The organism is Streptomyces sp. NPDC050416, from assembly GCF_044458845.1.
GTDB lineage: Bacteria > Actinomycetota > Actinomycetes > Streptomycetales > Streptomycetaceae > Streptomyces.
Window position 1 is genome coordinate 64,823 of the sequence record NZ_JBITII010000019.1, and the last position, 22,623, is coordinate 87,445.

Genomic DNA, 22,623 nt, shown 5'->3' on the forward strand with positions numbered 1-22,623 from the left:
ATTGTTACGGTGCAGCGGTGTCTGAATCCTCACGCCAAACCGCCGAAGGCGCCGGCTGGGGCACCGGCGAACGCGGCGCGTACCGGCGGTTGATGCCGCGGCAGGTCGAGAAGATCTCCTGGCTGGACCCGAGAATGCTGTGGGCCGCCCGCAACGGCGTGCTGGCCTCCTGGCTCGGGGATCCGACCGGCCGCACCCGCGGCCGGTGGGTGGCCCAGCGCGCGGCCGCCGGCGCACCTGCCGGCAAGGTGATCCGGCGCGACGACCCGGACCGCTTCTCATTCCTGGTCATCGGTGACACCGGTGAGGGCGACGACCCCCAGTACGCCGTCGTGCCGGGCCTTCTGAAGACCGGTCAGGACACCCGCTTCGCCGTGCTGGCCAGTGACGTGATCTACCCGGTGGGCAGCGCGGACGACTACGGCACCAAGTTCTTCCGCCCCTACCGGGACTACCAGGCGCCGATCTACGCCATCCCCGGCAACCACGACTGGTACGAGGACCTCGGCGGCTTCATGCGCGTCTTCTGCGACGACGCCCCGCCGCTGCCGCCCGAGCCCCGGCCGCGCCCGCTGACCCGGGCCTGGCTGCGGTCCCTGCTGTGGCACCGGCCGCGGCCGGACGACGGTCATCACCTGGACGAGGCCCGGAAGTTGCGCTCGGCGCCCGCCCAGCAGGCCGTCCAGCCGGGTCCGTACTGGGCGATCGACGCCGGACCGGTGCGGATCATCGGCATCGACACGGGCCTGCTGGGCACCGTCGACGCCGAGCAGGGCGCCTGGCTGCGCGAGGTCTCCCGAGGGCCGCGCCCGAAGATCCTGGTCACCGGGTCGCCGCTGTACGTGGACGGCAGGCGCGAGCCGTGCGCCATCGAAGGGGGCGGCACCGTCGACGACATCGTCCGCGACCCGGAGCACCACTACGTGGCGGCGATAGGCGGCGACATCCACAACTACCAGCGCTACCCGGTCCGGCTGGACGACGGACGCACCCTCCAGTACGTGGTGGCGGGCGGCGGCGGGGCGTTCATGCACGCCACCCACACCATCCCCCGGGTCAACGTCGCGAACGTGACCGAGCGGGACTTCCGCTGCTATCCGCTGCGCGGCGACTCCCTCGCCTTCTACAGCCGGCTCTACGGCCGCCGGCTGCGCATGCCCCGTTTCTTCACGCTCACCGAAGCGGAGGCGACGGCGGTGATCGCCGAGCGCCTGGGCATTCCGCCGACGCGTGTCCCGGGCGCGGACACCCGTGTCACCCGGCGCGTCCGGCTGGTCGCCGGGCTGCTCGGCACCGGCCGCCGGCCCGACCGGGCCAAGCGGTTCCGGCTGCCCGTGCGCAAGATCTACACGTCGCTGTTCTCCCCGAGTTCGGCGACGTACAGCCCGCCGTTCTTCAAGTGCTTCCTGCGCCTGGACGTCTCCCCGGAGTCGGTCCGGCTGCGCTGCTTCGCGGCGACCGGAAACCGCGCCCAGGAACTCGCCCCGCCGGTCGAGGACGAGGTGACGATCCCGCTGCGCTGACACGCGGGAACCGGCGCGGCGGGAACAGTGCGGGCCGCTGCCGGGTTGGCACAGCCGTAGACCCTTGAAGGTTCAACGATGGAGGGCTCGTGCCACCGACCTCACGACCGCTGCGCAAGCTGGGCTTCCTGACCATCGGGCTGTTCGACGAGGCGGATCCCCGGCGCGGCCACGAGTCCACGCTGGAGATCATCGAACTGGGCGAGCGGCTCGGCTTCGACAGCGCGTGGGTACGCCACCGCCATCTCCAGTACGGCATCTCCTCCCCCGTCGCCGTCCTGTCCGCGGCCTCGCAGCGCACCCGCCGCATCGAACTCGGCACCGCGGTCATCCCGCTCGGCTGGGAGAACCCGCTGCGCCTCGCCGAGGACCTGGCCACCGTCGACCTGCTGTCCGGGGGCCGGCTCAACCCGGGCGTCAGCGTGGGCCCGCCGATGCACTTCGACCAGGTCAAGGGCGCGCTGTACCCGGACACGGCCGATGCCGAGGACTTCGGCTACGGGCGGGTGGAACGGCTGCTGGACTTCGTGCGGGGCGAGCCGGCGACGGACTTCAGCGGGACGGAAGGGTTCGAGACCTTCTCCGACCGGGTGCAGCCCCACTCCCTGGGCCTGGGCCGCCGCCTGTGGTACGGCGGTGGCAGCCTGCGGTCGGCCCGGTGGGCCGGCGAGCACGGCATGAACCTCCTCACCAGCAGCGTCGTGAAGGCAGAAGACCCCGACGGGCCCCACGACTTCGCCGAGATCCAGCTCTCCCACATCCGGGCGTTCCGCGCCGCCCACCCCGACGGCGAGGCCGCCCGCGTCTCGCAGGGCCTCGTCGTCATCCCCACGGACTCCGCCTCGCACGGGCAGCGCGCCCGGTACGAGAAGTACGCCGCCGAGCGCACGCCCCGTACGGCGACACCGCAGGGCCCGGCGCGGCTGCTGTTCGCGCCGGACCTGGTGGGGACCTCGCAGGAGATCGCCGAGCGGCTGCACGCGCACGCGGCGTTCCGCGAGGTGGACGAGGTCGCCTTCGCGCTGCCCTTCACCTTCGAGTACGAGGACTACGTCCAGATCCTCACCGACACGGCGACGAAGCTCGGCCCGGCACTGGGGTGGCGACCGGGCGTCTAGCGCGCCACGCGGTGGCGGAGGTAGAGGACGCCCGAGTTGAAGGTGCGGGTCTCGACGAGTTCGAGATCCACCCGGCGCTCGCTCCGGGGAAAGAACGGAATGCCACCGCCGACCAGCACCGGGTAGACCACGGCCCGGTACTCGTCGATCAGGTCCAAGTCGGCCGCTTGGACGGCGAGCGTCGCGCCGCCGATCGCAATGTCGCCCTCCCCCGGCTCGGCCCGCAGCCGTTCGATCTCCTCCGCCAGGCCGCCGGAGGCCAGACGGGCACGGCCCTGCACCGCCGACAGCGTGGTGGAGAACACCACCTTCGGGAGGGGATTCCAGAGCGCGGCCCACTCCAGCTCCGCGTCGCCGAGCGAGGGATCCTGGTCGGCGGTTTCCCAGTACAGCATCGTCTCGTACAGCCGTCGTCCCATCAGGTGGACGCCGACGTCCCGGATCTCGTCGATCCAGAAGCGGAAGACCTCCGGGTCGGGCTCCGTCCAGTCGAAGCCGCCGTCCGGCCCGACGATGTAGCCGTCCAGTGAGACGTTCATCGAATACGTCACGCTGCGCATCGGTGTCCTCCTGAGTAAGGGGTTCGACAGTACGACCGGGGGACATCGCGAAACTCATCGCGACTCACGGATCGGTTCGTGTCACCAGCGGCCGGGTGCCGTCCCCGTGATCGGCTCCGACGCCCTGCCGTCCACCCCGACGGGCACGTCCCCGGCGAGCATCACCCGGTGCATGATCCGCGGGTGGTCGAGGTGTGCGGTGTCGCCGGGAGCCAGATGCATCGTGGCGCGGTTGTCCCAGAACGCCACGCTGCCCGGCTCCCAGCGGAACCGGACCGTGTACTCGGGCCGGACCGCCTGCTCCAGCAGCAGGTCCAGGATCGCGGCGCTCTCGGGCCGGGAGAGGCCGGCGATCTGCTCGACGTAGTAGCCGTTGACGTAGAGGATCCGCTCGCCCGTCTCCGGGTGGACGCGCACCAGGGGGTGCAGCGAGGCGACCTGGCGGTCCAGCAGGTGGCGGACGTAGGCGTCGTCGCCGGGGCGGGGCTGGTATCCGACGCCGAGCCGGTGCTCGGCCCGCAGGCCGTCGACGAACTCCCGCAGCGGCGCGGAGAGTCCGGCGTAGGCCGCCGCGAGATTCGACCAGGTGGTGTCGCCGCCGTAGGGCGGCACGGTCTCGGCGCGCAGGATCGTCGCGGCGGGCGGGTCGACACGGGCGCCGTGGTCGCAGTGCCAGCCGCGCAGCAGGCTGTGGCGGCGGCGCCGCAGCCACTCGTCGTGCTCCATGCCGAACCGCCCGCCGAGCTCCAGCCGGTCGGCGGTCGTCTCGATCTCGGGGAAGTCCGGGGGCGAGGCCTTGCCGCGCCGCGGCAGCACGACCGGTTCCCCGAACCGGCGCGCGAACGCCACATGCCCGGCGTGGTCCAGCCGCTGCCCCCGGAAGAACACCACCTTCCACCGCAGTACCGCCGCCCTGATCGCGGCGATCACGGTGTCGTCCAGGTCGGCGGCCAGGTCGACCCCGCCGATCTCGGCGCCGATGTGCCCGGCGACCGGCCTCACCTCCACCCCGGCGTCCCGCACCGCCTCGTCCGTCATCGGGCTGTCCGTCGTCATGCGCACTCCGCTGGTCGTGGGCGTGGTCGTGCCTACCGGAAGGTCGTGCCTACCGGAAGATCGTGACAGCGATCCCCGCCCGGGGCGACACCGCGCCGGCGCCCCTCACACCTCGAACTCCCGGATCACCGTGTTCCGGAACACCGCCCTCCCGTCGACCGTGAACAGCGCGAGCCCGGTGTCGAGCAGGTACGGGAAGACCGCCGACGCGTGCGCGTACCGGCCGTCGTCGAGAAACAGCTCCACGGATGTGCGGTCGACCAGGATGCGCAGACTCACCGTGCGCCGGGCCGGGTCGAAGGGGCTCCGGCTCTCCTGCCATCGGCCCGACAGGTCGGGTGACACGCTGGGGCGGCGGTTGAGGTAGGCGTAGTCGCGGTGGACGCCGGCGTCGATGTGCCGGACGCCGTCCGGGGAGCGCCGCAGCTGCACTCCCGCACCCGTGAGCAGGTCCCAGGTGATCTCGCAGGTCAGCTCGTAGGCGGTGCCCCGGTAGTCGAGCACGCGGGTGCCCTCGACCGCCAGATCGCCGAGCCGCACCGTGCGGGAGACATACCGGTCGAGCGCGGCGACCGGCCGGGACGCCAGGTGGTACGTGCCGTCGGCCGCGCGCTTCAGCGTGATCTCGCGGACGATCGAGTCGGTGCCGTTGAAGCCGTCGCTGTCGATGGTGGGCGTGATGTGGGCGTAGTCCCAGTTGTTCAGCCAGCCGATCGCGTAGCGCGTCCGCTCGTCGAGGGCGCCGTTGGCCGTCCGCTTCTCGAAGGTGACGGCCCCGTACCAGTCCCAGCCGTGGTCGAGCCACTGCGGCTCTTCGGCGTCGGCCGTGAAGGCGCTGCCGTCGAAGGAGCCCGTCCAGTACGCGTACGTGTTGGGCAGCCCGGCTCCCTTGCCGTTGGCGCTCACGCCGAGCACCCACTTGGCCGTGCCGTCCGCGGCGCGGATCCGGAACAGGTCCGGGCACTCCAGCACGCCGATGCCGCTCTTGACGAAGCCGCCCACGTACGTCCAGGACTTGAGGTCGGCGGAGTGGTAGAAGCCCACCTTGTCGTTCTCGGCGAGGGCCATGACCCACCGGCCGCGTTCCTCGTCGCGGATCACCTTCGGGTCGCGGAAGTCGCGCACGCCCGGGTTGGCAAGCACCGGGTCGGTGCCGTGCGGGGTGAACGTCCGGCCGCCGTCGGTGGAGTAGTACAGGTACTGCGCCTGGTCGCTCGGGCCGTCGTGCGGCGACATGGTGGCCAGGACGACGACCGCGCCCGCCCCGAAGCCCGCCGTGTTCTCCGTGTCGACCACCGCGGAGCCCGACCAGACGTCGCCGTTGGGGGTGGTGTCCTTGGGCACGGCGATCCCCCGGTCGGTGAAGGAGACCAGGTCGGTGCTGGTGGCCAGCCGCCAGGCGGTGCCGATCGCGCCGGACAGGTAGTCGGCGTTGTGCAGGTAGTAGTAGTGGTACGCGCCGTCGATCCAGACCGGGCGCTGCGGGTCGTTCTTCCACTGCTCGGGGACGGTGAAGTGGTAGGCCGCGCGGTAGCTCGCGCAGCCGTTGCGTGGCCTGGCCTCCGCCGTGCCCGCCGCGGCGGGCAGCAACGCGCCGGCCGTGCCCACGGCCGAGCCGGCGAACAGGGCTCTCCTCGTGATCCCGCGCATCACACCTGGTTCCTCTCGTCGGAAACGGTGGCTCATGTGCCTCAGGACTGTGGGACCTAACTCGTTAAAGGTCAAGCGGTCGCGCGGTCTTGACACGTCTGTACGGCGCTCACATCATCTGGGGCATCAGTCCTCAACTAACACGAGTTAGGGCCCACGATGACCGACTCGCACCTCACCCGCCGCAGGCTGTTGCGGTACGGCGCCTACGGCGCGGGTGCCGCCGCCCTGGGCGGCACCGCCGCGAGCTGGGAGCGGCTCACCGGAGCCGACATCCCCGGACGTGACGACGGTTCCCTCGTCGTCGCCACACTGGGCCCCGCCTACGGGCCGGAGGCCATCCGCACGCTCCGCGAGGGCTTCCGCGAGCTGCACCCCGACATCAAGCTCCAGATCAACGCGGTGCAGGCCGTGGACTGGTCGGACTTCTTCGCGAAGATCCTCACGCAGGTGGCCGCGGGCACCGCGCCGGACCTGGTGTACGTGGCCACCGAGGGCGTGCAGTTGTTCGCGCAGCGGCTCGGCGTGGCCCTGGACAAGTGGGTGAAGCGGGACGCGGCCGAGCTGAAGGAGTACTTCGCCGACGTCCATCCGTCGCTGGTGGAGTCGATGATGTACGAGGGCAGCCTCTTCCAGCTGCCGGTGGAGTTCAACGCGGCCGACATGTACCTCAACCGCCAGGTGCTGCGGCGGGCCGGGGCGCAGTACCCGCCGGCCGACTGGACCCGCGACGACTTCACGACACTGCTGCGGGACATGAAGCAGGCGAGCGGCGCCCGCTTCACGCCCTACTTCTGGACCAACCGGCTGTGGGGCGGTGTGGTGCCCTGGCTGTTCGCGAACGACACCAATCTGCTCGCGGAGTCCAAGGCGCCCGGTGGCGAGTGGCTGTGGGACTCCTTCTACCCGGCCGGCCAACGCGCGGGCCGCGGGGGCGGCTTCCGGTGGACGACGCCGCAGGCCACGCACGACCGGGTGGAGGAGGTCTACGACTATCTCGCCTCGCTCGTGCGGGACGGCCTGTGCACCCGCCCCGAGGGCGGCAACGGCCAGAACCTCATCGGCGTGTTCTCCACCGGCCGGGTCGGTGTCACTCCGGCGGGCGGTTTCTGGGCGGGCGGCCTGCACCTGGCGGGGATGGAGCGGGACGGGTTCGACGTGCAGTACTTTCCGCGCTGGCGCACCCAGCGCATGCAGTACGGCGCGGCGGGCTACGCGCTGCTGCGCACCTCCAAACGGCAGGAAGAGGCCTGGGAGTTCATCAAGTACGCGGCCCGCAAGGACACCCTGACCCAGCTGTTCACGACGAACCAGACCACCCCGGCCCGCCGCTCGATGCTGACCGCCGGCCGCTACGAGGAGACCGGCCCGGAGCACTGGCAGGTCTTCTACGACACCCTCGACCGGTTCCCCGACACGGGACCGATCCCGGCGCCGCCGCAGGTCGCCGAGGTCGAACAACTGCTGCTCAAGCACACCGGAACGGCCCTGGCCTCCTCGCGCTCGGTGCGTCCCGCGCTGCGCCGGTTGCAGGGCGACCTGGAGAAGGCCATGGAGCGTGACGCATGACGGACACCCGGATACCGCCCGCCCGAGCCGAACGGCCCGAGGTCCCGCCCGCCGAGAAGGCGCCGCGCCCCTCGGCCCGCGACCGCGGCACCCGGCTGCTGGCCACACTGTTCCTGGCCCCGACGATCGTCGGCATCGTCGTCTTCACGGTCGTGCCCATCGTCGGCTCGGTGGTGCTGAGCCTCTTCCACTGGAACGTGATCGACTCGCCGCGCTTCGCCGGCGGCTCCAACTACGGCGCGGTGTTCGGCGACGAGACCGTGCTGGTGTCCTTCCGCAACACCCTCGTCTTCATGGTGCTCGCGGTGGCGCTGCAACTGCTCGTCGCGCTGGCGCTCGCCCTGACGCTGACCGGGCGGATGCCCGGGTGGCTGCGGTCGGTGTTCCGCTCGGCGTTCTTCTTCCCGCTGGTGCTGTCCGCCGCGTCGATCTCGGTGGTGATGAAGTACCTGTTCAACCAGGACTTCGGGGTGATCAACTGGCTGCTGGGCTTCGTCGGGATCGCGCCGGTGCCGTGGCTGACGTCGGAGAACGCGGCCATGGCCACCGTGGTGCTGGTCTACGTCTGGCAGCAGTTCGGCTTCTCGTTCCTGCTGTTCGTCGGCGGTCTGAACAACATCCCGAAGGAGATCCACGAGGCCGCCGCCCTGGACGGCGCGACCGGCCTGCGCAAGCACCTCTCCGTCACGCTGCCGCTGCTGTCGCCGACGCTGCTGGTCGCCTCCGTGGTCGGCATCATCAACGCGCTCCAGGTCTTCGAGCAGCCGTACGTCCTGACCAACGGCGGTCCCGGCGACTCGACCCGCACGGTCGTGATGGTGATCTACGAGACCGCGTTCGAGCAGCTCCGCTTCGGTGAGGCGTCCGCGGTAGGTGTGCTGCTGTTCGTGCTGATCATGGCGGTCACGGCCCTCCAGTTCCGGCTCAGCCGGCGTTTCGTCCACTACCAGTGAGCCGGGTGAGTCCCTTGAGCCAAGCAACCCTGTCCTTCAGCCGTGCGCGCCACGGGCTGGCGCCGTGGGGGCGGATCGCCGGGCTGACGGTGTGCGCCCTGCTCACGCTCGGCCCGGTGGTGTGGACGGTGTCCACCTCGCTGCGCACGCCCGCCGAGGCGTTCGACCTGCCGCCGCAGCTCATCCCTTCCGACCCGTCGACCGAGGCGTACCGGGGGGTGTTCGGCCAGATCGACGTGTGGCTGCTCGCCCTCAACTCCACGCTGGTCACGGGTCTGATCGCGGTCGGCCAGATGATCACGGCGGGGCTGGCCGGATACGCCTTCGCCCGCCTGGAGTTCCGCTTCAAGAAGCCGCTGTTCGCCCTGGTCCTGGCGACGATGATGGTGCCCTTGCAGGTCACGATCGTGCCGGTGTTCCTGGTCCTGAAGTCGATGAGCCTGACCGACACCCTGCTCGGGCTGATCATCCCGGCCTTCCCGACGGCGTTCGGCACGTTCCTGATGCGGCAGTACTTCCTGGGCATGCCCAAGGATCTGGGGGAGGCGGCGATGCTGGACGGTGCCGGCCCCTGGCGGACGTTCCGGTCGGTGTACGCCCCGCTGGCCGCGCCCGGCCTCGCGATCGTCGGCGTCCTGGCCTTCAACTACCACTGGAACGAGTTCTTCCGTCCGCTGATCCTCGAAACCTCCGGCGAGAACTACACGTTGCCGCTGGGGCTGGTCTCCCTCCAGGGCAACCTCGGCACCGGCTCCGTCTCCGTGGTGCTCGCCGGTGTCGTCCTCTCCATGATTCCCGCCGTCGCCGTGTTCGTCGTCGGCCAGCGTCCTCTGCGTGAGGGCATCACGTCCGCAGGAGTCAACCGTTGAGCCTCGCCGCTCCCCCGCAGGACCCGCACGCCCCGCGTTTCCGGGTCCGCCCGCCCGCCAACTGGATGAACGACCCCAACGGCCCGTTCCGCTGGCGCGGCCGCTACCACCTCTTCTACCAGCACAACCCCGACGCCCCGGTGCACGCCAACGTCCACTGGGGCCATGCCTCCAGCCCCGACCTCGCCCGCTGGGAGCACCATCCGATCGCCCTCACTCCGACCCCGGGCGGCCCGGACGAGGCGGGCTGCTGGTCCGGGTGCGTGGTCGACGACGGGGGCGTGCCGACGGCCGTCTACACCGGGGTCGACCATGACCACAGCGGGCTCGGCACGATCTGTCTGGCCCGGGCGGCGGATCCGGACGACCCCGCGCTGACCGACTGGACTCCCCTGCCGGCGCCGGTGGTGACGGGCCCGCCCGAGGGTCTGGACGTGGTGATGTTCCGCGACCCGTTCGTCTTCCGGCAGGGCGGCCGGCGGTGGGCGGTGGTCGGCGCGGGGCACGCCGACGGCACGCCGTCGGTCCTGCTGTACGACTGCGACGATCTGACCGGCTGGCGCTTCGCGGGTGTGCTCCTGGACGGCCGGGACCCGGCCGCCGCCGCGGTGTTCGGCGACCGGGCGACCGGCTGGGAGTGCCCGCAGCTGTTCGCGACGCGGGGCGGCGAGTGGGTGCTGGTCGTGTCCCTGTGGGACGGCGACCCGTGGACCACCGGCTATCTGACGGGACGTCTGGATGCGGACCTGCGCTTTACCGCCCGGGCGGGCGGTCTGCTCGACCACGGCCGCGACTTCTACGCGCCCGCCGTGCTCCAGGAGCCGGACCGGGTCCTGATGTGGGGCTGGTCGTGGGAGGCCCGCGAGCAGGGCGAGGCCGGCTGGGCCGGCGTCCTGACCGCGCCCCGGGTCGTCGACGTCCACCCGGACGGGGCGCTGCGGGTGACCCCCGCCCCGGAGCTGCACCGGCTGCGTGCCGCCGAACCGTTCGTCACCGCGCCGGGCCGGGCCGCGCTGCCGGCGGCCTACGACCTGACGGTGAGCGCCCGCGGTCACACCACGGTGAGTCTGCTGCGCTCGGCCTCGGGCACCGAGCTGACGGTCCGGCTGGACCCGGTCGAGGGCACCGTGACCCTGGACCGGGGCGACTGGCCCCGTGCGGAGGCCGGGGCGCCGGTCGTCGTCCCTGCGCCGCCCGGCGAGGAGCTCACGGTCCGCGTCCTCGTCGACGGCTCTCTGTACGAGCTGTTCGCCGGGGACCGGGCCATGGTCACCGAGCGCGTCTACGAGCGGCCCGACGACATACGGGAGTTGACGGTGCCGTCCGACGCGACCGTCACCGGATGGGAGCTGGTCCCACCGACGCACGGCTGATCACCGGGCAGGCCAGACGCCGCACGGTGGCCGGCGGGGTCCGGCCGGTGACGATGGAGTCGAGCAGGAGCCGGGCGGCGGCCTCGCCCATCTCCCGGTGGGGCAGCGCGACGGTGGTGAGGGGCGGCGTGAGGTACGCGGCCATGTGCTCCTGGTCGTCGTAGCCCACCACCGACAGGTCGCCGGGTACGGCGATCCCGAGCCGGGTCGCGGCGTGCAGGACGCCCGCCGCGACCCGGTCGTTGTAGGTGAAGATCCCGGTGGGCCGGAGGTCGGCCGAGGTGCCGTCGAGGAGGCGGACGGCACCCTCGTAGCCGCCGGAGATCTCGCCTCCGGTCCGGACGACCCGGTCCCTGGGCACGGTGATGCCCTCGGCGCGCAGCGCGTCGCGGAAACCGCGCAGCCGCTCCGCCGAGGCGATGTCGTCCTGCCCGCCGACGAACGCGACCCGCCGGTGCCCCTGCTCCAGCAGCAGCCGGGCCGCCGTACGGCCGCCGGCGCGCTCGGCGGGAATGACGGCGGGCAGCGAACCGTCCTCGGGCAGGCAGTTGGCCAGCACGGAGTGGGTGCGGTGCAGGCCCTCGGGGACGCGGACGCGGCGCAGCGACATGGCCGCGTAGACGATGCCGTCGACGCGCCGGTCGAGGAGTTCGGCGACCGCCGCGTCCTCCTTGGCCGGGTCGCCGCCGGAGTCGACGGTGAGGACCAGGTGCTGGCCGGCCCAGGCGGTGTCCATGGCGCCGCGCAGCAGCCGCCCGGCGAACGGTGAGGAGGCGATCTCGTCGGTGACCAGGCCGATCACGGCCGTACGGCTGCGGCGCAGACCGCGGGCGACGGGGTCGGGCCGGTAGCCGAGCTGGATCGCGGCCTGCCGGATGCGCTCCTGGGTGGCGGGCGAGAGGTTGCCCTCGGCGCGGCCGTTGAACACGAAGGACACCGCGGTGTGCGACACGCCGGCGAGCCGGGCGACGTCCCGCGAGGTGGGACGTCCCGCTCGTGCCGCCGGCTTCTCCTCGGCGCTGCCCATGCCGTCCGCCGTCCTCATCCCCACCCGTCCGGTTGATCATTGCTCACCCTATCCGTGACGCTGGAGGGACGACACAGCCAGACGAGACATGCAGAACACACAAGTCAACGGGAAGGTCCGACGGTGATCAGCATCCCGACGCACACGCTCAACGACGGCACGACGCTCCCCACCCTGGGCCTGGGCACCTGGCCGCTCGGCGACGACGAGGCGCAGCAGGCGGTGCTCTCGGCCCTGGAGGCGGGCTACCGCCTGATCGACACGGCGATGAACTACCGCAACGAGACGGGGGTCGGCCGGGCCGTGGCCTCCGGCGTGGTGCCGCGCGAGGAGATCGTCGTGACGACGAAGCTCCCGGGCCGCCACCACGGCTACGAGGAGACGCTCGCCTCCTTCGAGGAGTCCCGGGCCCGTCTGGGTCTGGAGTACGTCGACCTGTACCTGATCCACTGGCCGCTGCCGCGCGTGGACCGGTACGTCGACTCCTGGAAGGCCATGATCAAGCTGCGCGAGGAGGGCCTGGTGCGGTCCATCGGCGTCTCGAACTTCACGCCCGGGCACATCGAGCGGCTGGAGAAGGAGACCGGGGTGCTGCCCTCCGTCAACCAGATCGAGCTGCACCCGTTCCTGCCGCAGGAGGAGCTGCGCGCCTTCCACGCGGCCAAGGGCGTCCTCACCGAGAGCTGGAGCCCGCTGGGCCGGGGCACGTCCCTGCTTCAGGACCCCTCCGTGGCGCGGATCGCCGAGGCGCACGGGGTGACGCCCGGGCAGGTCGTGCTGCGCTGGCACACGCAGCTGGGCGCGGTGCCGATCCCGAAGTCGGCGAACCCCGAGCGGCAGCGCGAGAACCTCGACGTGTTCGGCTTCGAGCTGAGCGAGGACGAGATGACCGCCGTCGCCGGCCGGGCGCAGCGGCGGGTCGGCGGGGACCCCGAGGTGCACGAGGAGTTCTGACGGGTACCCGGGGCCCGCGAGGAGGTCTGCCCTCGAGGCAGGAAGGAGCCGCAGGTGGCTGAGCGGGACCGGCTGCGGGACTACCGCGGCAAGCGCGACTTCGGCCGGACCGCGGAGCCCCGGGGCAGCGGGGAGTCCGCCGGGGACCGCCCCAGGTTCGTGGTGCAGATCCACGACGCGAGCACCATGCACTTCGACTTCCGGCTGCAGGTGGACGACGTCCTGAAGTCCTGGTCGATCCCCAAGGGCCCCTCGGCCGACCCGAAGGACAAGCGGCTTGCCGTGCCCACGGAGGACCATCCGCTGGAGTACGAGGAGTTCGAGGGCGTGATCCCCCGCGGCGAGTACGGCGGCGGCACGGTGATCGTCTGGGACCACGGCACGTACGAGCCCCTCAGCCACGACCGCAAGGGACGGCCCGTCGACTTCGCGGAGTCCCTGGAGCGGGGACACGCCACGTTCCGTCTGAGCGGGACGAAACTGCGCGGCGAGTACGCCCTGACCCGGTTCCGCGGCGACGGCAGTGGTGACGGGGAGGAGGCCTGGCTGCTGGTGAAGCGGGCCGGGGGCGCCCGTACGCACGGCGCTCCCGATCCGCGCCGGGCGCGTTCTGCCATGTCCGGGCGCACCCTCGCCCAGGTCGCCTCGGACGCGGCCGGGGAGTGACCGGCGATGGCCGGTCCCCTCGACATCAGAACAGCGACGTGAGCGGCTGTTCGCACCAGATGGTCTTGCCCCGGGTGGTCTGCCGGCTGCCCCACCGCTGGGTGAGCTGGGCGACCAGCAGCAGTCCGCGGCCGCCCTCGTCGTCCTGGTGGGCCCGCCGCAGGTGCGGGGAGGTCGAACTGCCGTCGGACACCTCACAGATGAGGGTCTGGTCGCGGATCAGCCGGAGCTGGATGGGCGCGGCGCCATACCGGATGGCGTTGGTGACCAGTTCGCTGACGACGAGTTCGGTGACGAACGCCGTCTCGTCCAGCCCCCACGCGGTGAGCTGCTCGGTGGCGGCCTGGCGGGTGGCGGCCACCTGTGCGGGGTCGGGCGTCACGTCCCAGGTGGCGACCTGGTCCGCGCCCAGCGCCCGGGTGCGGGCCAGCAGCAGGGCCACGTCGTCGCTGGGGTCCTCCGGCAGTACGGCTTTCAGCACGGTGTCGCACAGGGCGTCGAGCGAGTCGGCGGGCACCGTCAGGGCGCGGCACAGCTCGTCCGTGGTGTGGTCGACGTCGCGGTCGCGGTCCTCGATGAGCCCGTCGGTGTAGAGGGCGACGACGGAGCCCTCGGGCAGCTGGAGCTCCGTCGCCTCGAACGGCAGCCCCCCGACGCCCAGCGGGGGCCCCGCGCTCATGGGGATCAGCCGGGCGGACCCGTCGGGCAGCACCAGGGCGGGGGCGGGGTGCCCGGCGGCGGCCAGGTTCAGCCGGCGTGTGACGGGGTCGTAGACGGCGTACAGGCAGGTCGCGCCGAGCTCGGCGACCTCGTCGCCGTCGTCGTCCGACGCGAGATGGGTGACCAGGTCGTCGAGGTGGGTGAGGAGTTCGTCCGGCGGCAGGTCCACGTCGGCGAGGGTGCGGACGGCCGTGACCAGCCGGCCCATCGTCGCCGTGGAGGGGATTCCGTGGCCCACGACGTCACCGACGACGAGCGCCACCCGGCTGCCGGACAGCGGGATCACGTCGAACCAGTCGCCCCCGATGCCGGCCGCCGAGCCGGAGGGCAGATAGCGGTGGGCGACCTGGACGGCTGCCTGGCCGGGCAGCCCCTTCGGCAGCAGGCTGTGCTGGAGGGCCAGCGCGGTGGTGCGTTCACGGGCGAAGCGGCGGGCGTTGTCGACGCAGACCGCGGCCCGGCTGGCGAGTTCCTCGGCGAACACGGCGTCGTCGGGGACGTAGTCGTCCACCTGCCGGATGCGTACGGCCACCGCGACGCCGAGGGTGATGCCGCGGGCCCGGAGCGGCACCGCCATCATCGAGTGGACGCCCCGGCGGTAGGGGCTGCCCTGCGGGGCGCGTGTGTTGCGCTCCGCGACCCAGCGCATGAAGGACGGCTCCCCCGCCTGGCTGACGATCGCCCGGCCCTCCCGCATCGCCCGCGCGATGGGGGAGAACCCCGGATAGGCGTCCACTTCTCCCAGGTGGACGGCGGCTTCCGGGGTGCCCTCGGTGACGGAGCCGTGGGCGACGCGGCGCAGCACGATCTCGTCGTGGGGCACGGTCGGCGATTCCTCCGCGCCGAGGACCCAGTCGAACAGGTCCACGCTCGCGAAGTCGGCGAACCGGGGCACCACGACCCCGATCAGCTCCTCGGCCGTGCGCACCACGTCCAGGGTGGTGCCGATGGCCGCCGCGGCCTCGTTGAGCAGGGCCAGCCGCTGGCGCGCCCAGTACTGCTCGGTGCTGTCGAACGCGGCGAGAGCGGTGCCCAGGAGCTCGCCGGAATGGTCGCGCAGCGGCCACATCTCGGTGACCCAGGCGTGCTCCCGGTTCAGGGCCGGGGCGCCTGTGTAGCTCTCGTAGCGGAGCGGGCGGCCGGTCTCGACCACGTGGCGGAGGTGCCAGTTGAAGCCCCGGCTGTGCTCGGCCTCCTCGACGGTCTCCGGGAAGGGCCGCCCCAGCAGGGTCTCCTCGGACACGCCCATCACCTGGCAGGCGGCGTCGTTGAGCCGCAGATAGCGCTGGTCGGTGTCGAACACGGACATCGACATGGACGCCTGCTGGAAGGCTTTTCCGGCCAGGGACGTCTCGGCGCTGCCGGGCGGTTCGGCGGTGATCACGTAGCCGTCCGGTGCCCCGTCCCCGCCGGTCACGGCGCAGGCCGCGACGCGCAGCCCGACCAGATAGCCGTCGTGGTGCCGCACCATGACGGTGCCCGACCGCGCGGACAGCGCCTCGGACGGCACGTCCTCGGCGAGCAGTTCCCGTACGGACCGGCCCACGGCCTCCTCGGCGGGGTAGCCGGTCAGTCGCCGTGCGCCCTCGCTCCACCCCGTCACGGTGCCGCGGGCGTCGATGATCGCAGCAGCGGAGGCGTCCTCCATATCATCCAGGATTCTCCCTTTGCCGCCCTGTATCAACCGCGACGGAGCTTTCGTGACAGTGTCAGCTCCGGAGAGCGCGCAGGGCGGCCAGCGCCCGGTCGGCGTGCGCGTTCATGCGCAGTTCGCTGCGGACGACGTCGAGGACGGTGTGGTCCTGCCCTATGACGAACGTGGTGCGCTTGGTCGGGGCCAGGGAGAAGCCGCGTTTCACGCCGAACCGCTCGCGGACCGTGCCGTCGGCGTCGGACAGCAGGGGCATGCCGAGGCCGTGCTGTCCGGCGAACTCCTGCTGGCGCTCGACGGTGTCGCCGCTTATGCCGACGGGGCGGGCGCCGACGGCGGCGAACTCGGCGGCGAGATCGCGGAAGTGGCAGGCCTGGGCGGTGCAGCCGGGGGTCAGGGCGGCCGGGTAGAAGAAGAGCACGACCGGCCCCTCGGCGAGCAGCCCGGACAGGCTGCGGACGGTGCCGGTCTCGTCGGGCAGGGCGAAGTCCTCGACCGTGTCCCCGGCCTCCACGCGGGCGGTCATGACCGGCCCTCGGCGTTCCGTGCGACGCCGCGGGCCCAGAGCACGAGAGGCAGCTGGAGCGGCAGGCGTCCGAAGGCCGCGGCCTTCTGCGGCGCGGGGCGGTGACGCCAGTCGGCCGCCATCTTCACGTTGGCGGGGAACACTCCGACGAAGAAGGCCGCCGCGGCCAGCGCGGCCGTCTTGCGGGTACGCGGCAGCGCCAGGCCCGCGGCCAGCGCGAGCTCGGCGGCTCCGCTGGCGTAGGTCCAGGTCCTGGGCGTGCCCGGCAGTCCGCTCGGGATGGTCGCGTCGAACGGGCGTGGGGCGGCGAAGTGGGCGATACCCGCGGTGGCCAGCAGGCCGGCGAGCAGCAGGGGCGAGCGTTCGGACCGGGACACGGTTTTCTCCTCTGATGGCCTGCCGCGCGATATTACTGGACGGTAGAGAGGTCGGTTCGCCGGGTCCTGCCGATGCCGTCGGTGGCCGGTACGGCGGCGCGGTTCGTGCTCTACGCCGGTGGTGCGGTGGGCACGCCGGCCGGGGGGGCGGCCGGCCGAGCGGTACGGCCGGCTGACGGTGGTGCGCCGGTCGCACGCCCTGACGGTGCTCGCCGTGGCCGGTCTGGTCCTGGTGCCGGGGCCGCTGGTGTACCTGTTCGTCGCGCCGGCGTCGGCGGGCCTGTATGTGCCGTTCTCGCCGCACATCCCCCTGGGCCAGGACTGTCTGCCCCGGCGGGTGGGCACCGCGAGCGGGGGCGCGCTCGGGCTGACGGTGAGCGTCGGCGGCGTCGCCGCGCCCCTGCTCGGGGCACCGGCTGCGCGAGGCACCCAGGACCTGGTGGGCGGGGTGCGCCGCCGCCCGCACCGCCAGCACCGGCGGTCGCCGAGCGTGCGGATCCGCACGACCCGGCCGCACGCTGACCCGCGGGGGTCAGGCCCGGCTCACCGGGGCGGAGCGGTCCTCGGGCTCCTCGTCGACGGCGTGGGCGAGGAAGTCGTCGACCATGCGGTGGAAGAGCGTGGCGAGCTGCCGCAGCTCCTCGGGGGACCAGTCGGACAGGGCCATCTGCATGCCGCGGACCCCGGCCTCGCGGACCTTGGCGATGGCCTCCCGGCCGGTGTCGGTGAGCTCGATGCGCTGGGCGCGGCGGTCGTCGGGGTCGGGCACGCGGGTGACGTAGCCGGACTTCTGCAACTGCTGCACCGTGCGCGTGACATGTGAGGCCTCCACTCCCAGCCGGGCGGCGAGCTCCCCCGGCCGCAGCGGCTCGGAGTCGGCGACCTGCCGCAGCAGCGCGACGGCGGCACGGTCGAGCGGCACGCCCGCGCGGGCCATCAGCCGGTCGTGCCGGCGGGCGCGGGTGCTCAGGTACGTGATACGGGTGAGCGCGCGCTCGATCTCGATCACTTCCGAGGAGGGGACATCGGGGAGCGATGGTGTGGCCATACGGGCCACTTTACCATCTCGTTGCCTAACTCAAGTAATGAAGCGTGCGGAGCCAGGGCGAGCACCCGCCCGCCGCGGCGTGCCGGTGCGGCCGCCGCCCGCCTCGACGCCGTTCAGGGGAAAGACCCGGCAAACGCGCGTGACCGGGCGCGGGGACGTCCACAACTCACCCGTGGACCTGCCGCTGATCCCGCCCATGCTCGCCACGCCCGGCACCCTGCCGCCCGCCGCGCAGGACGCGCGCTGGGCCTATGAGACCAAGCAGGACGGCCAGCGCGTGGTGGTCTACCTCCCTGGGGACGGCAGCGTGCTGCTGCGCGCCCGGTCCGGGGAGGACATCACGGCCGCGTATCCCGAACTGCGACCGCTGGGAAACGCCTTGGGCCCCGTACCCGCCGTGCTGGACGGGGAGATCCTGGCCCTGGACGAACTGGGCCGGGCGAGCTTCCAGTTGCTGCAGTCCCGCATGGGTCTGGCGCACGCGCCCGCGAGGGCGGCCCGGCGGGCGGCGGAGGTGCCGGTCCATCTCGTGCTGTTCGACCTGATGCATCTGCGGGACCACTCGCTGATCAGGCTGCCCTACGCGCGGCGCCGCGCGGCGCTGGAGGACCTCGGCCTCGCCGGACCCTCCTGGTCGACCCCGGCCGCGATCGTGGGCCACGGCGCCGAGGCTCTGGCCGCCACACGCGAGCACGGCATGGAGGGCCTGGTCTGCAAACGGCTGGACTCGGTGTACGAACCGGGCGTGCGCTCCCGGGCATGGATCAAGATCCGCAACATGCGCACCGAGGACGTCCTGGTCGGCGGCTGGCAGCCCGGCAGGGGACGGCTCACCGGCCTGCCCGGCGCGGTGCTGGTCGGGCAGCGTGCCGCGGGGCGACTGCGTTACGTCGGCAGTGTGGGTACGGGCTGGAGCGAGGCAGAACGGACGGAACTCGCCGGGCTGCTGCGCGCCGCCGCGACCGACGTCTGCCCCTTCGACCCCGCACCGCGCGCTCCGGGCGCCCACTGGGTCGTGCCCCGGCTGGTCGGCGAGGTCCGCTACAGCACCCGCACCCGGGAGGGCCTGCTGCGGCAGCCGTCCTGGCTGCGGCTCCGGCCGGATCTCGCACCCGAGGAAGCTGCGGCCGACATCCCGGACGACATGGTCTGAAACCGCGCCGGGACTCCGGTTGTTGGGCAGCGATTCACCTACCGGATCACACCTCCCTCTTGGCATGGACGCGTTCAGCCTGGAAGCTGAACCTCCCTTTCCCCCCACAGCCGTTGGGCTGCGCCCAAGAGGAGGACGCAGTGTCGTCACGCCCGTTCGCACCCCGCAGGAGATGGCTCACCGGACTGGCCGGCGCCGCCGCCCTCGTCCTCGCCTTCCCCGCCACGGCCTTCGCCGCCCCGCCGCGGGCGCTGCCCGCCAACGCCGAGTCGCTGGAGAAGACGTTCCAGCCCGCCTACGACTACGACACCGACGGCTGCTACTCCACGCCCGCCATCGGTGCGGACGGCACCGTCAACGGCGGGCTCAACCCGACCGGCGCCCTCAACGGCGACTGCCGCGACGCCGCGGACCTGGACAACACCAACGGCTACGCGCGCTATAAGTGCAACAACGGCTGGTGCGCCGTCCTGTACGCCCTCTACTTCGAGAAGGACCAGGCGGTGGCGGGCAGCGGCCTCGGAGGCCACCGGCACGACTTCGAGCACGTCGCGGTGTTCGTGCAGGACAACCAGGTCAAGTACGTCTCGACGTCCGCGCACGGTTCGTTCAGCGTGCACGCGGCGTCGCAGGTCCGCTTCGACGGCACGCACCCGAAGATCGTCTACCACAAGGACGGCGTGAGCACCCACTGCTTCCGTCTCGCGAACGCGAACGACGAGCCGCCGGAGAACCACAAGGGCACCTGGCAGTACCCGCCGCTGGTCGGCTGGAACGGCTACCCCGCCGGAGTGCGCGACAAGCTCACGTCCTACGACTTCGGCAGCGCCAACTTCGGCCTGAAGGACGGCAACTTCGCCAACCACCTCGCGTCGGCCAAGCCCTCCGGCATCGCCTTCGACCCCTACGCCTGATCCGGGCTCGCTCCTGCCGGGGGCTTAGGTCCCCGGCAGGGTCCGGTCTCCGCCCCGCGTCCGATCCGCCGGCGCGGGGCGGCCGCATAGCGTCTCCTCATGGACGCCCACGACACGACAGGGACACTCGAAGAAGCCCTCGAACGGCTCCACGCCTCGGGGCCGGAGCGGCTCGGCCGGCTCACCAACCACGCCCCCATGGTCGTGGAGGCGCTGGCCGCGCACGGGCAGGCGGGCGCCGTGCACCGCTGGCTGGACCTGTACCGGCCCAAGCTGGAGGACTTCCCCACCCCCGCGGCACCCGTGACCGACGTCAACTGGCGTGAGGCACTGGGGGATCCGCGCCGGGCCGCCGACTGGATCGGGTATTTCGGCCACGCCCTGGCGGAACTGCCGTGGCGTGACCTCCTCGCGGCCTGGTGGCCACGCCTGCTGCCCGGGCTGTACGGCGGTTCCACGCATCCGGTGATCCGCGTCGGCCACGCCGTACGGGCGCTGGAAGCCGGCGAGAACGCGCCGCGGCTCGCCGAACTCGCCCACGGCCTGGGCTACTGGGCGGCCCGGCACCGTCCCGTGTCCGGCGTCGCCGCACTGCCCGCCGCGCCGGATGCGGCGCGGTCCCTGGACGCCGTGCCGCCGATCACCGGTCCCCGGGGTGGTTTTCCCGACCGGCTCGCGGCCGTACGGCGGCTGCCGCTGTGGGCGGGCGACGTGACCGACCCGGACACGGCACGGGCACGCCTGACCGAGCTGGTCCGGGCCGCGACCCACCGGTACGCCACGCACGGCCACGGGGAGGAGACCATGCTGGTGCACGCGGCGACGGCGCCCAACGCCGTGCTGCGCACCCTCGGTTCCCTGCCGCGCGAGCTGTGGGCACCGAGCCTGCACGCGGCGTGGACCGCGTCCGCGGCGGTCACCGCCATGTACGCCCACGCCGAGCCCCTCCCCCACGTCCCCGCGCCCGGCCGCACGGCCGAGGAGGTGCTGGAACGGGCCCTCGCCCACGGCGACGAACACGTCATCAAGCTCACCGACACCGCCCTCGACGTGGGCGACGAGCGGGCCCTGGCCGCGGCCCTGCGCGCGGTCGAACTGAGCGAGCCCCTCGTTCCGAACTGACGTACGCCGAAGGGCGGTCGGGGGAGGTACGGCACGTACGTGCCCCCGGGAGGGTCTATCGTGTCGGCATGTCCGTCCCCGAACTGATCCGCATCGTCTCCCGCGACTCCCCCATGGCGCTCGCCCAGGTGGAGCGAGTCCGGGCCGAGCTGGCCGCCGCCCATCCCGGAGTGCGCACCGAGGTCGTACCGGTGAAGACCACCGGCGACAAGTGGATGGGCGATCTGTCCAAGGTCGAGGGCAAGGGCGCGTTCACCAAGGAGGTCGACGCGGCACTGCTCGCCGGTGAGGCCGATCTCGCCGTGCACTGCGTGAAGGACGTGCCCGCCGACCGGCCGCTCCCGGCGGGGACGGTGTTCGCCGCGTTCCTCAAGCGGGACGACGTCCGGGACGCCCTGATCCACCCGGGCGGCCTCACCCTGGACGAGCTGCCGGCCGGGACGCGGATCGGCACCTCCTCGGTGCGCCGGGTAGCCCAACTGGCCGCCACGCACCCGCACCTGGAGTGCGTGCCGTTCCGGGGCAACGCCAACCGGCGCCTGGCGAAGCTCGCCGCCGGAGAGGCCGACGCGCTGCTGCTCGCGGTCTCCGGCCTGGAGCGTATCGGCCGGCAGGACGTGATCAGCGAGATCCTCTCCACCGAGACGATGATGCCGCCCATCGGCGCGGGCGTGCTGGCGCTCCAGTGCCGGGAGGACGACGCCGCTCTGATCGACGCGGTGAGCGGTCTCGGCGACCCGGACACCCACCGGGAGACCACCGCCGAGCGCATGTTCCTGCATGTGCTCCAAGGGCACTGCAACAGCCCGATCGCCGGCTTCGCGCAGGTGGACCGCAGCGGCGAACTGTCCCTGCGGGCCTGTGTGTTCACCCCGGACGGCAAGACCCGGCTGAACGCCCACGAGTGGGCGGGCCGGCTCGACCCGGCCACGCTCGGCACCTCGGTCGCCGTGGCCCTGCTGCGCCAGGGTGCCCGCGAGATCATCGACGGCATCCCGCACTAGGGGGCTTCTGATGGATCTCCGTGGATGAAGGAGCGGCGTTCGGTGCGTGCTCTCGGCGTGCCGGGCGTCGCGACGCCGCGGAGGTCCATCAGAAGCCCCCTAACCGCCGGGACGCGCTGACACCGGGTCAGGCGGTGCCTTCCTCCGCCTGCTCCTGGAGGAAGGCGCTCACCTGGTGCGCCAGGCTGTCGCGCAGGGCGCCCTGCTGGGCCCCGGCGGGCCCCTCGTGCGCGCCGATGCCGCCCGACCACAGCCGGCGGTCGGCCCACTCCTCCTCGACCCGAAGCTGGACCTGGACGTCCACGAGGCTCAGGGACGCCTCGGCGCCCGCCGCGTACAGCACGGCGGTGGCCCGGCGCAGCGGGTACACGTCGAAGCCCTCGATGAACTGCGAGTTGCGCCAGTCGAGGAAGGCACTCTCCCCGTCCGGGCCGATCCGCACGTCGATCTGGCCGTCCTCGAGATGGATGCCGAGGTGCCGGCTGCCGCGGTTCTCGACGGTCACGCGGAGGCTGAAGTACGTCAGCCCCTCCGCGGCGTCGTCACGGCCGCGGGGCGGCTCGGCCAGTTCCAGACGGTGGACGCGGACGCGCAGACCGGCATGCTCGTCGTACTCCTGCCAGTCCCCGACCACGTTCGGCTCGTACACGCTGCCCCTCTCGACCTCTGGAAGCTGCTTCCTATCTGTGGTCTCAGCGCACTGTCAAATGAGCGGAATGCGCTGTGGCCTGGCAGTTCATCCCATTTCATCGGTGATCAAGCCGTGCCCAGCAGTTATCCGGAAACAAGC

General features: G+C 72.3%; 21 protein-coding genes and 1 pseudogene. 13 read left to right on the forward strand and 9 right to left on the reverse strand.

Annotated features, from left to right (window positions below; translation table 11 throughout):
- Positions 1–17 precede the first annotated feature (17 nt).
- Together ACIBL4_RS38550 and ACIBL4_RS38555 are read left to right on the forward strand one after the other, a co-directional pair.
- The gene (locus ACIBL4_RS38550; RefSeq protein WP_399416481.1) at positions 18–1,523 is read left to right on the forward strand and encodes a metallophosphoesterase family protein; all 1,506 of its coding nucleotides are present in this window, start codon (positions 18–20) and stop codon (positions 1,521–1,523) included.
- An 89-nt stretch (positions 1,524–1,612) separates the two neighbouring features.
- On the forward strand, positions 1,613–2,641 hold the full coding sequence (locus tag ACIBL4_RS38555; RefSeq protein ID WP_399416482.1) for an LLM class flavin-dependent oxidoreductase: 1,029 nt from the start codon (positions 1,613–1,615) through the stop codon (positions 2,639–2,641).
- Here the strand turns inward: ACIBL4_RS38555 and ACIBL4_RS38560 are convergent.
- The 3 genes from ACIBL4_RS38560 to ACIBL4_RS38570 form a co-directional block, all read right to left on the reverse strand.
- Positions 2,638–3,201, reverse strand: coding sequence for a dihydrofolate reductase family protein (locus ACIBL4_RS38560; protein ID WP_399416483.1), 564 nt, complete (start codon positions 3,199–3,201; stop codon positions 2,638–2,640). The genes ACIBL4_RS38555 and ACIBL4_RS38560 overlap by 4 nt on opposite strands.
- Positions 3,202–3,282: 81 nt before the next feature.
- Complete coding sequence (locus tag ACIBL4_RS38565) at positions 3,283–4,257, reverse strand: TauD/TfdA dioxygenase family protein (protein WP_399416484.1); 975 nt, start codon at positions 4,255–4,257, stop codon at positions 3,283–3,285.
- 105 nt (positions 4,258–4,362) lie between these two features.
- Complete coding sequence (locus tag ACIBL4_RS38570) at positions 4,363–5,907, reverse strand: glycoside hydrolase family 32 protein (protein ID WP_399416485.1); 1,545 nt, start codon at positions 5,905–5,907, stop codon at positions 4,363–4,365.
- 159 nt (positions 5,908–6,066) lie between these two features.
- Between ACIBL4_RS38570 and ACIBL4_RS38575 the strand changes: the two genes are divergently transcribed.
- Genes ACIBL4_RS38575 through ACIBL4_RS38590 form a run of 4 tightly spaced genes read left to right on the forward strand, consistent with a single transcriptional unit; the run spans position 6,067 to position 10,671 of the window.
- On the forward strand, positions 6,067–7,476 hold the full coding sequence (locus tag ACIBL4_RS38575) for an extracellular solute-binding protein (RefSeq protein ID WP_399416486.1): 1,410 nt from the start codon (positions 6,067–6,069) through the stop codon (positions 7,474–7,476).
- On the forward strand, positions 7,473–8,429 hold the full coding sequence (locus ACIBL4_RS38580) for a carbohydrate ABC transporter permease (protein ID WP_399416487.1): 957 nt from the start codon (positions 7,473–7,475) through the stop codon (positions 8,427–8,429). The genes ACIBL4_RS38575 and ACIBL4_RS38580 overlap by 4 nt, the downstream gene beginning before the upstream one ends.
- Positions 8,430–8,443: 14 nt before the next feature.
- The gene (locus ACIBL4_RS38585; protein WP_399416488.1) at positions 8,444–9,298 is read left to right on the forward strand and encodes a carbohydrate ABC transporter permease; all 855 of its coding nucleotides are present in this window, start codon (positions 8,444–8,446) and stop codon (positions 9,296–9,298) included.
- Positions 9,295–10,671: a glycoside hydrolase family 32 protein gene (locus ACIBL4_RS38590; RefSeq protein WP_399416489.1), complete on the forward strand. Its 1,377-nt coding sequence runs from the start codon at positions 9,295–9,297 to the stop codon at positions 10,669–10,671. Before ACIBL4_RS38585 ends, ACIBL4_RS38590 begins: the two co-directional genes overlap by 4 nt.
- Here the strand turns inward: ACIBL4_RS38590 and ACIBL4_RS38595 are convergent.
- Positions 10,634–11,698: a LacI family DNA-binding transcriptional regulator gene (locus ACIBL4_RS38595; protein ID WP_399416490.1), complete on the reverse strand. Its 1,065-nt coding sequence runs from the start codon at positions 11,696–11,698 to the stop codon at positions 10,634–10,636. The two genes, ACIBL4_RS38590 and ACIBL4_RS38595, sit on opposite strands and share 38 nt — an antisense overlap.
- A 123-nt stretch (positions 11,699–11,821) precedes the next feature.
- On the opposite strand from ACIBL4_RS38595, the gene ACIBL4_RS38600 reads away from it, so the two are divergent.
- Complete coding sequence (locus tag ACIBL4_RS38600; RefSeq protein ID WP_399416491.1) at positions 11,822–12,652, forward strand: aldo/keto reductase; 831 nt, start codon at positions 11,822–11,824, stop codon at positions 12,650–12,652.
- Between the two features lie 54 nt (positions 12,653–12,706).
- Complete coding sequence (locus ACIBL4_RS38605; protein WP_399416493.1) at positions 12,707–13,318, forward strand: DNA polymerase ligase N-terminal domain-containing protein; 612 nt, start codon at positions 12,707–12,709, stop codon at positions 13,316–13,318.
- Between the two features lie 25 nt (positions 13,319–13,343).
- On the opposite strand, the gene ACIBL4_RS38610 is transcribed toward ACIBL4_RS38605, so the two are convergent.
- The 3 genes from ACIBL4_RS38610 to ACIBL4_RS38620 form a co-directional block, all read right to left on the reverse strand.
- Positions 13,344–15,686 carry a SpoIIE family protein phosphatase gene (locus tag ACIBL4_RS38610; protein ID WP_399416494.1) on the reverse strand — a complete coding sequence of 781 codons (2,343 nt, stop codon included), beginning with the start codon at positions 15,684–15,686 and terminating at the stop codon, positions 13,344–13,346.
- 61 nt (positions 15,687–15,747) lie between these two features.
- A complete protein-coding gene (locus ACIBL4_RS38615) occupies positions 15,748–16,215 on the reverse strand; it encodes a peroxiredoxin (protein ID WP_399416495.1) in 468 nt (155 codons plus the stop codon).
- On the reverse strand, positions 16,212–16,592 hold the full coding sequence (locus ACIBL4_RS38620) for a DoxX family protein (protein WP_399416496.1): 381 nt from the start codon (positions 16,590–16,592) through the stop codon (positions 16,212–16,214). The genes ACIBL4_RS38615 and ACIBL4_RS38620 overlap by 4 nt, the downstream gene beginning before the upstream one ends.
- A gap of 81 nt (positions 16,593–16,673) precedes the next feature.
- Here ACIBL4_RS38620 and ACIBL4_RS38625 point away from each other — a divergent pair.
- A pseudogene (locus ACIBL4_RS38625) lies at positions 16,674–17,010 on the forward strand (MFS transporter); the annotation flags it as partial.
- A 114-nt stretch (positions 17,011–17,124) separates the two neighbouring features.
- On the opposite strand, the gene ACIBL4_RS38630 reads toward ACIBL4_RS38625, so the two are convergent.
- Entirely contained in the window at positions 17,125–17,640 is a 516-nt protein-coding gene (locus ACIBL4_RS38630; RefSeq protein WP_399416497.1) for a MarR family winged helix-turn-helix transcriptional regulator, read from the reverse strand.
- Positions 17,641–17,812: 172 nt separating this feature from the next.
- Between ACIBL4_RS38630 and ACIBL4_RS38635 the strand changes: the two genes are divergently transcribed.
- The 4 genes from ACIBL4_RS38635 to hemC all read left to right on the forward strand — a co-directional run bounded on the left by ACIBL4_RS38635 (position 17,813) and on the right by hemC (position 21,833).
- Positions 17,813–18,793: an ATP-dependent DNA ligase gene (locus ACIBL4_RS38635; RefSeq protein WP_399416498.1), complete on the forward strand. Its 981-nt coding sequence runs from the start codon at positions 17,813–17,815 to the stop codon at positions 18,791–18,793.
- 140 nt (positions 18,794–18,933) lie between these two features.
- The gene (locus ACIBL4_RS38640) at positions 18,934–19,707 is read left to right on the forward strand and encodes an NPP1 family protein (protein WP_399416499.1); all 774 of its coding nucleotides are present in this window, start codon (positions 18,934–18,936) and stop codon (positions 19,705–19,707) included.
- Between the two features lie 99 nt (positions 19,708–19,806).
- A complete protein-coding gene (locus tag ACIBL4_RS38645) occupies positions 19,807–20,829 on the forward strand; it encodes a questin oxidase family protein (RefSeq protein ID WP_399416500.1) in 1,023 nt (340 codons plus the stop codon).
- Between the two features lie 68 nt (positions 20,830–20,897).
- Positions 20,898–21,833, forward strand: a complete 936-nt coding sequence (hemC, locus tag ACIBL4_RS38650) for a hydroxymethylbilane synthase (protein WP_356928880.1) — start codon at positions 20,898–20,900, stop codon at positions 21,831–21,833.
- A gap of 127 nt (positions 21,834–21,960) precedes the next feature.
- On the opposite strand, the gene ACIBL4_RS38655 is transcribed toward hemC, so the two are convergent.
- Positions 21,961–22,482 (reverse strand): hypothetical protein, encoded by a 522-nt coding sequence (locus tag ACIBL4_RS38655; protein WP_399416501.1) that lies wholly within the window; start codon positions 22,480–22,482, stop codon positions 21,961–21,963.
- Positions 22,483–22,623: the final 141 nt, after the last annotated feature.

Excerpts from the sequence above, each read along its gene's own strand:
- ACIBL4_RS38610 (WP_399416494.1), bottom strand. The coding sequence starts at position 15,686 with ATGGAGGACGCCTCCGCTGCTGCGATCATCGACGCCCGCGGCACCGTG.
- ACIBL4_RS38580 (WP_399416487.1), top strand. The coding sequence starts at position 7,473 with ATGACGGACACCCGGATACCGCCCGCCCGAGCCGAACGGCCCGAGGTC.
- ACIBL4_RS38570 (WP_399416485.1), bottom strand. The coding sequence starts at position 5,907 with ATGCGCGGGATCACGAGGAGAGCCCTGTTCGCCGGCTCGGCCGTGGGC.
- ACIBL4_RS38645 (WP_399416500.1), top strand. The coding sequence starts at position 19,807 with ATGGACGCCCACGACACGACAGGGACACTCGAAGAAGCCCTCGAACGG.
- hemC (WP_356928880.1), top strand. The coding sequence starts at position 20,898 with ATGTCCGTCCCCGAACTGATCCGCATCGTCTCCCGCGACTCCCCCATG.
- ACIBL4_RS38575 (WP_399416486.1), top strand. The coding sequence starts at position 6,067 with ATGACCGACTCGCACCTCACCCGCCGCAGGCTGTTGCGGTACGGCGCC.
- ACIBL4_RS38565 (WP_399416484.1), bottom strand. The coding sequence starts at position 4,257 with ATGACGACGGACAGCCCGATGACGGACGAGGCGGTGCGGGACGCCGGG.
- ACIBL4_RS38630 (WP_399416497.1), bottom strand. The coding sequence starts at position 17,640 with ATGGCCACACCATCGCTCCCCGATGTCCCCTCCTCGGAAGTGATCGAG.
- ACIBL4_RS38560 (WP_399416483.1), bottom strand. The coding sequence starts at position 3,201 with ATGCGCAGCGTGACGTATTCGATGAACGTCTCACTGGACGGCTACATC.
- ACIBL4_RS38595 (WP_399416490.1), bottom strand. The coding sequence starts at position 11,698 with ATGGGCAGCGCCGAGGAGAAGCCGGCGGCACGAGCGGGACGTCCCACC.
- ACIBL4_RS38615 (WP_399416495.1), bottom strand. The coding sequence starts at position 16,215 with ATGACCGCCCGCGTGGAGGCCGGGGACACGGTCGAGGACTTCGCCCTG.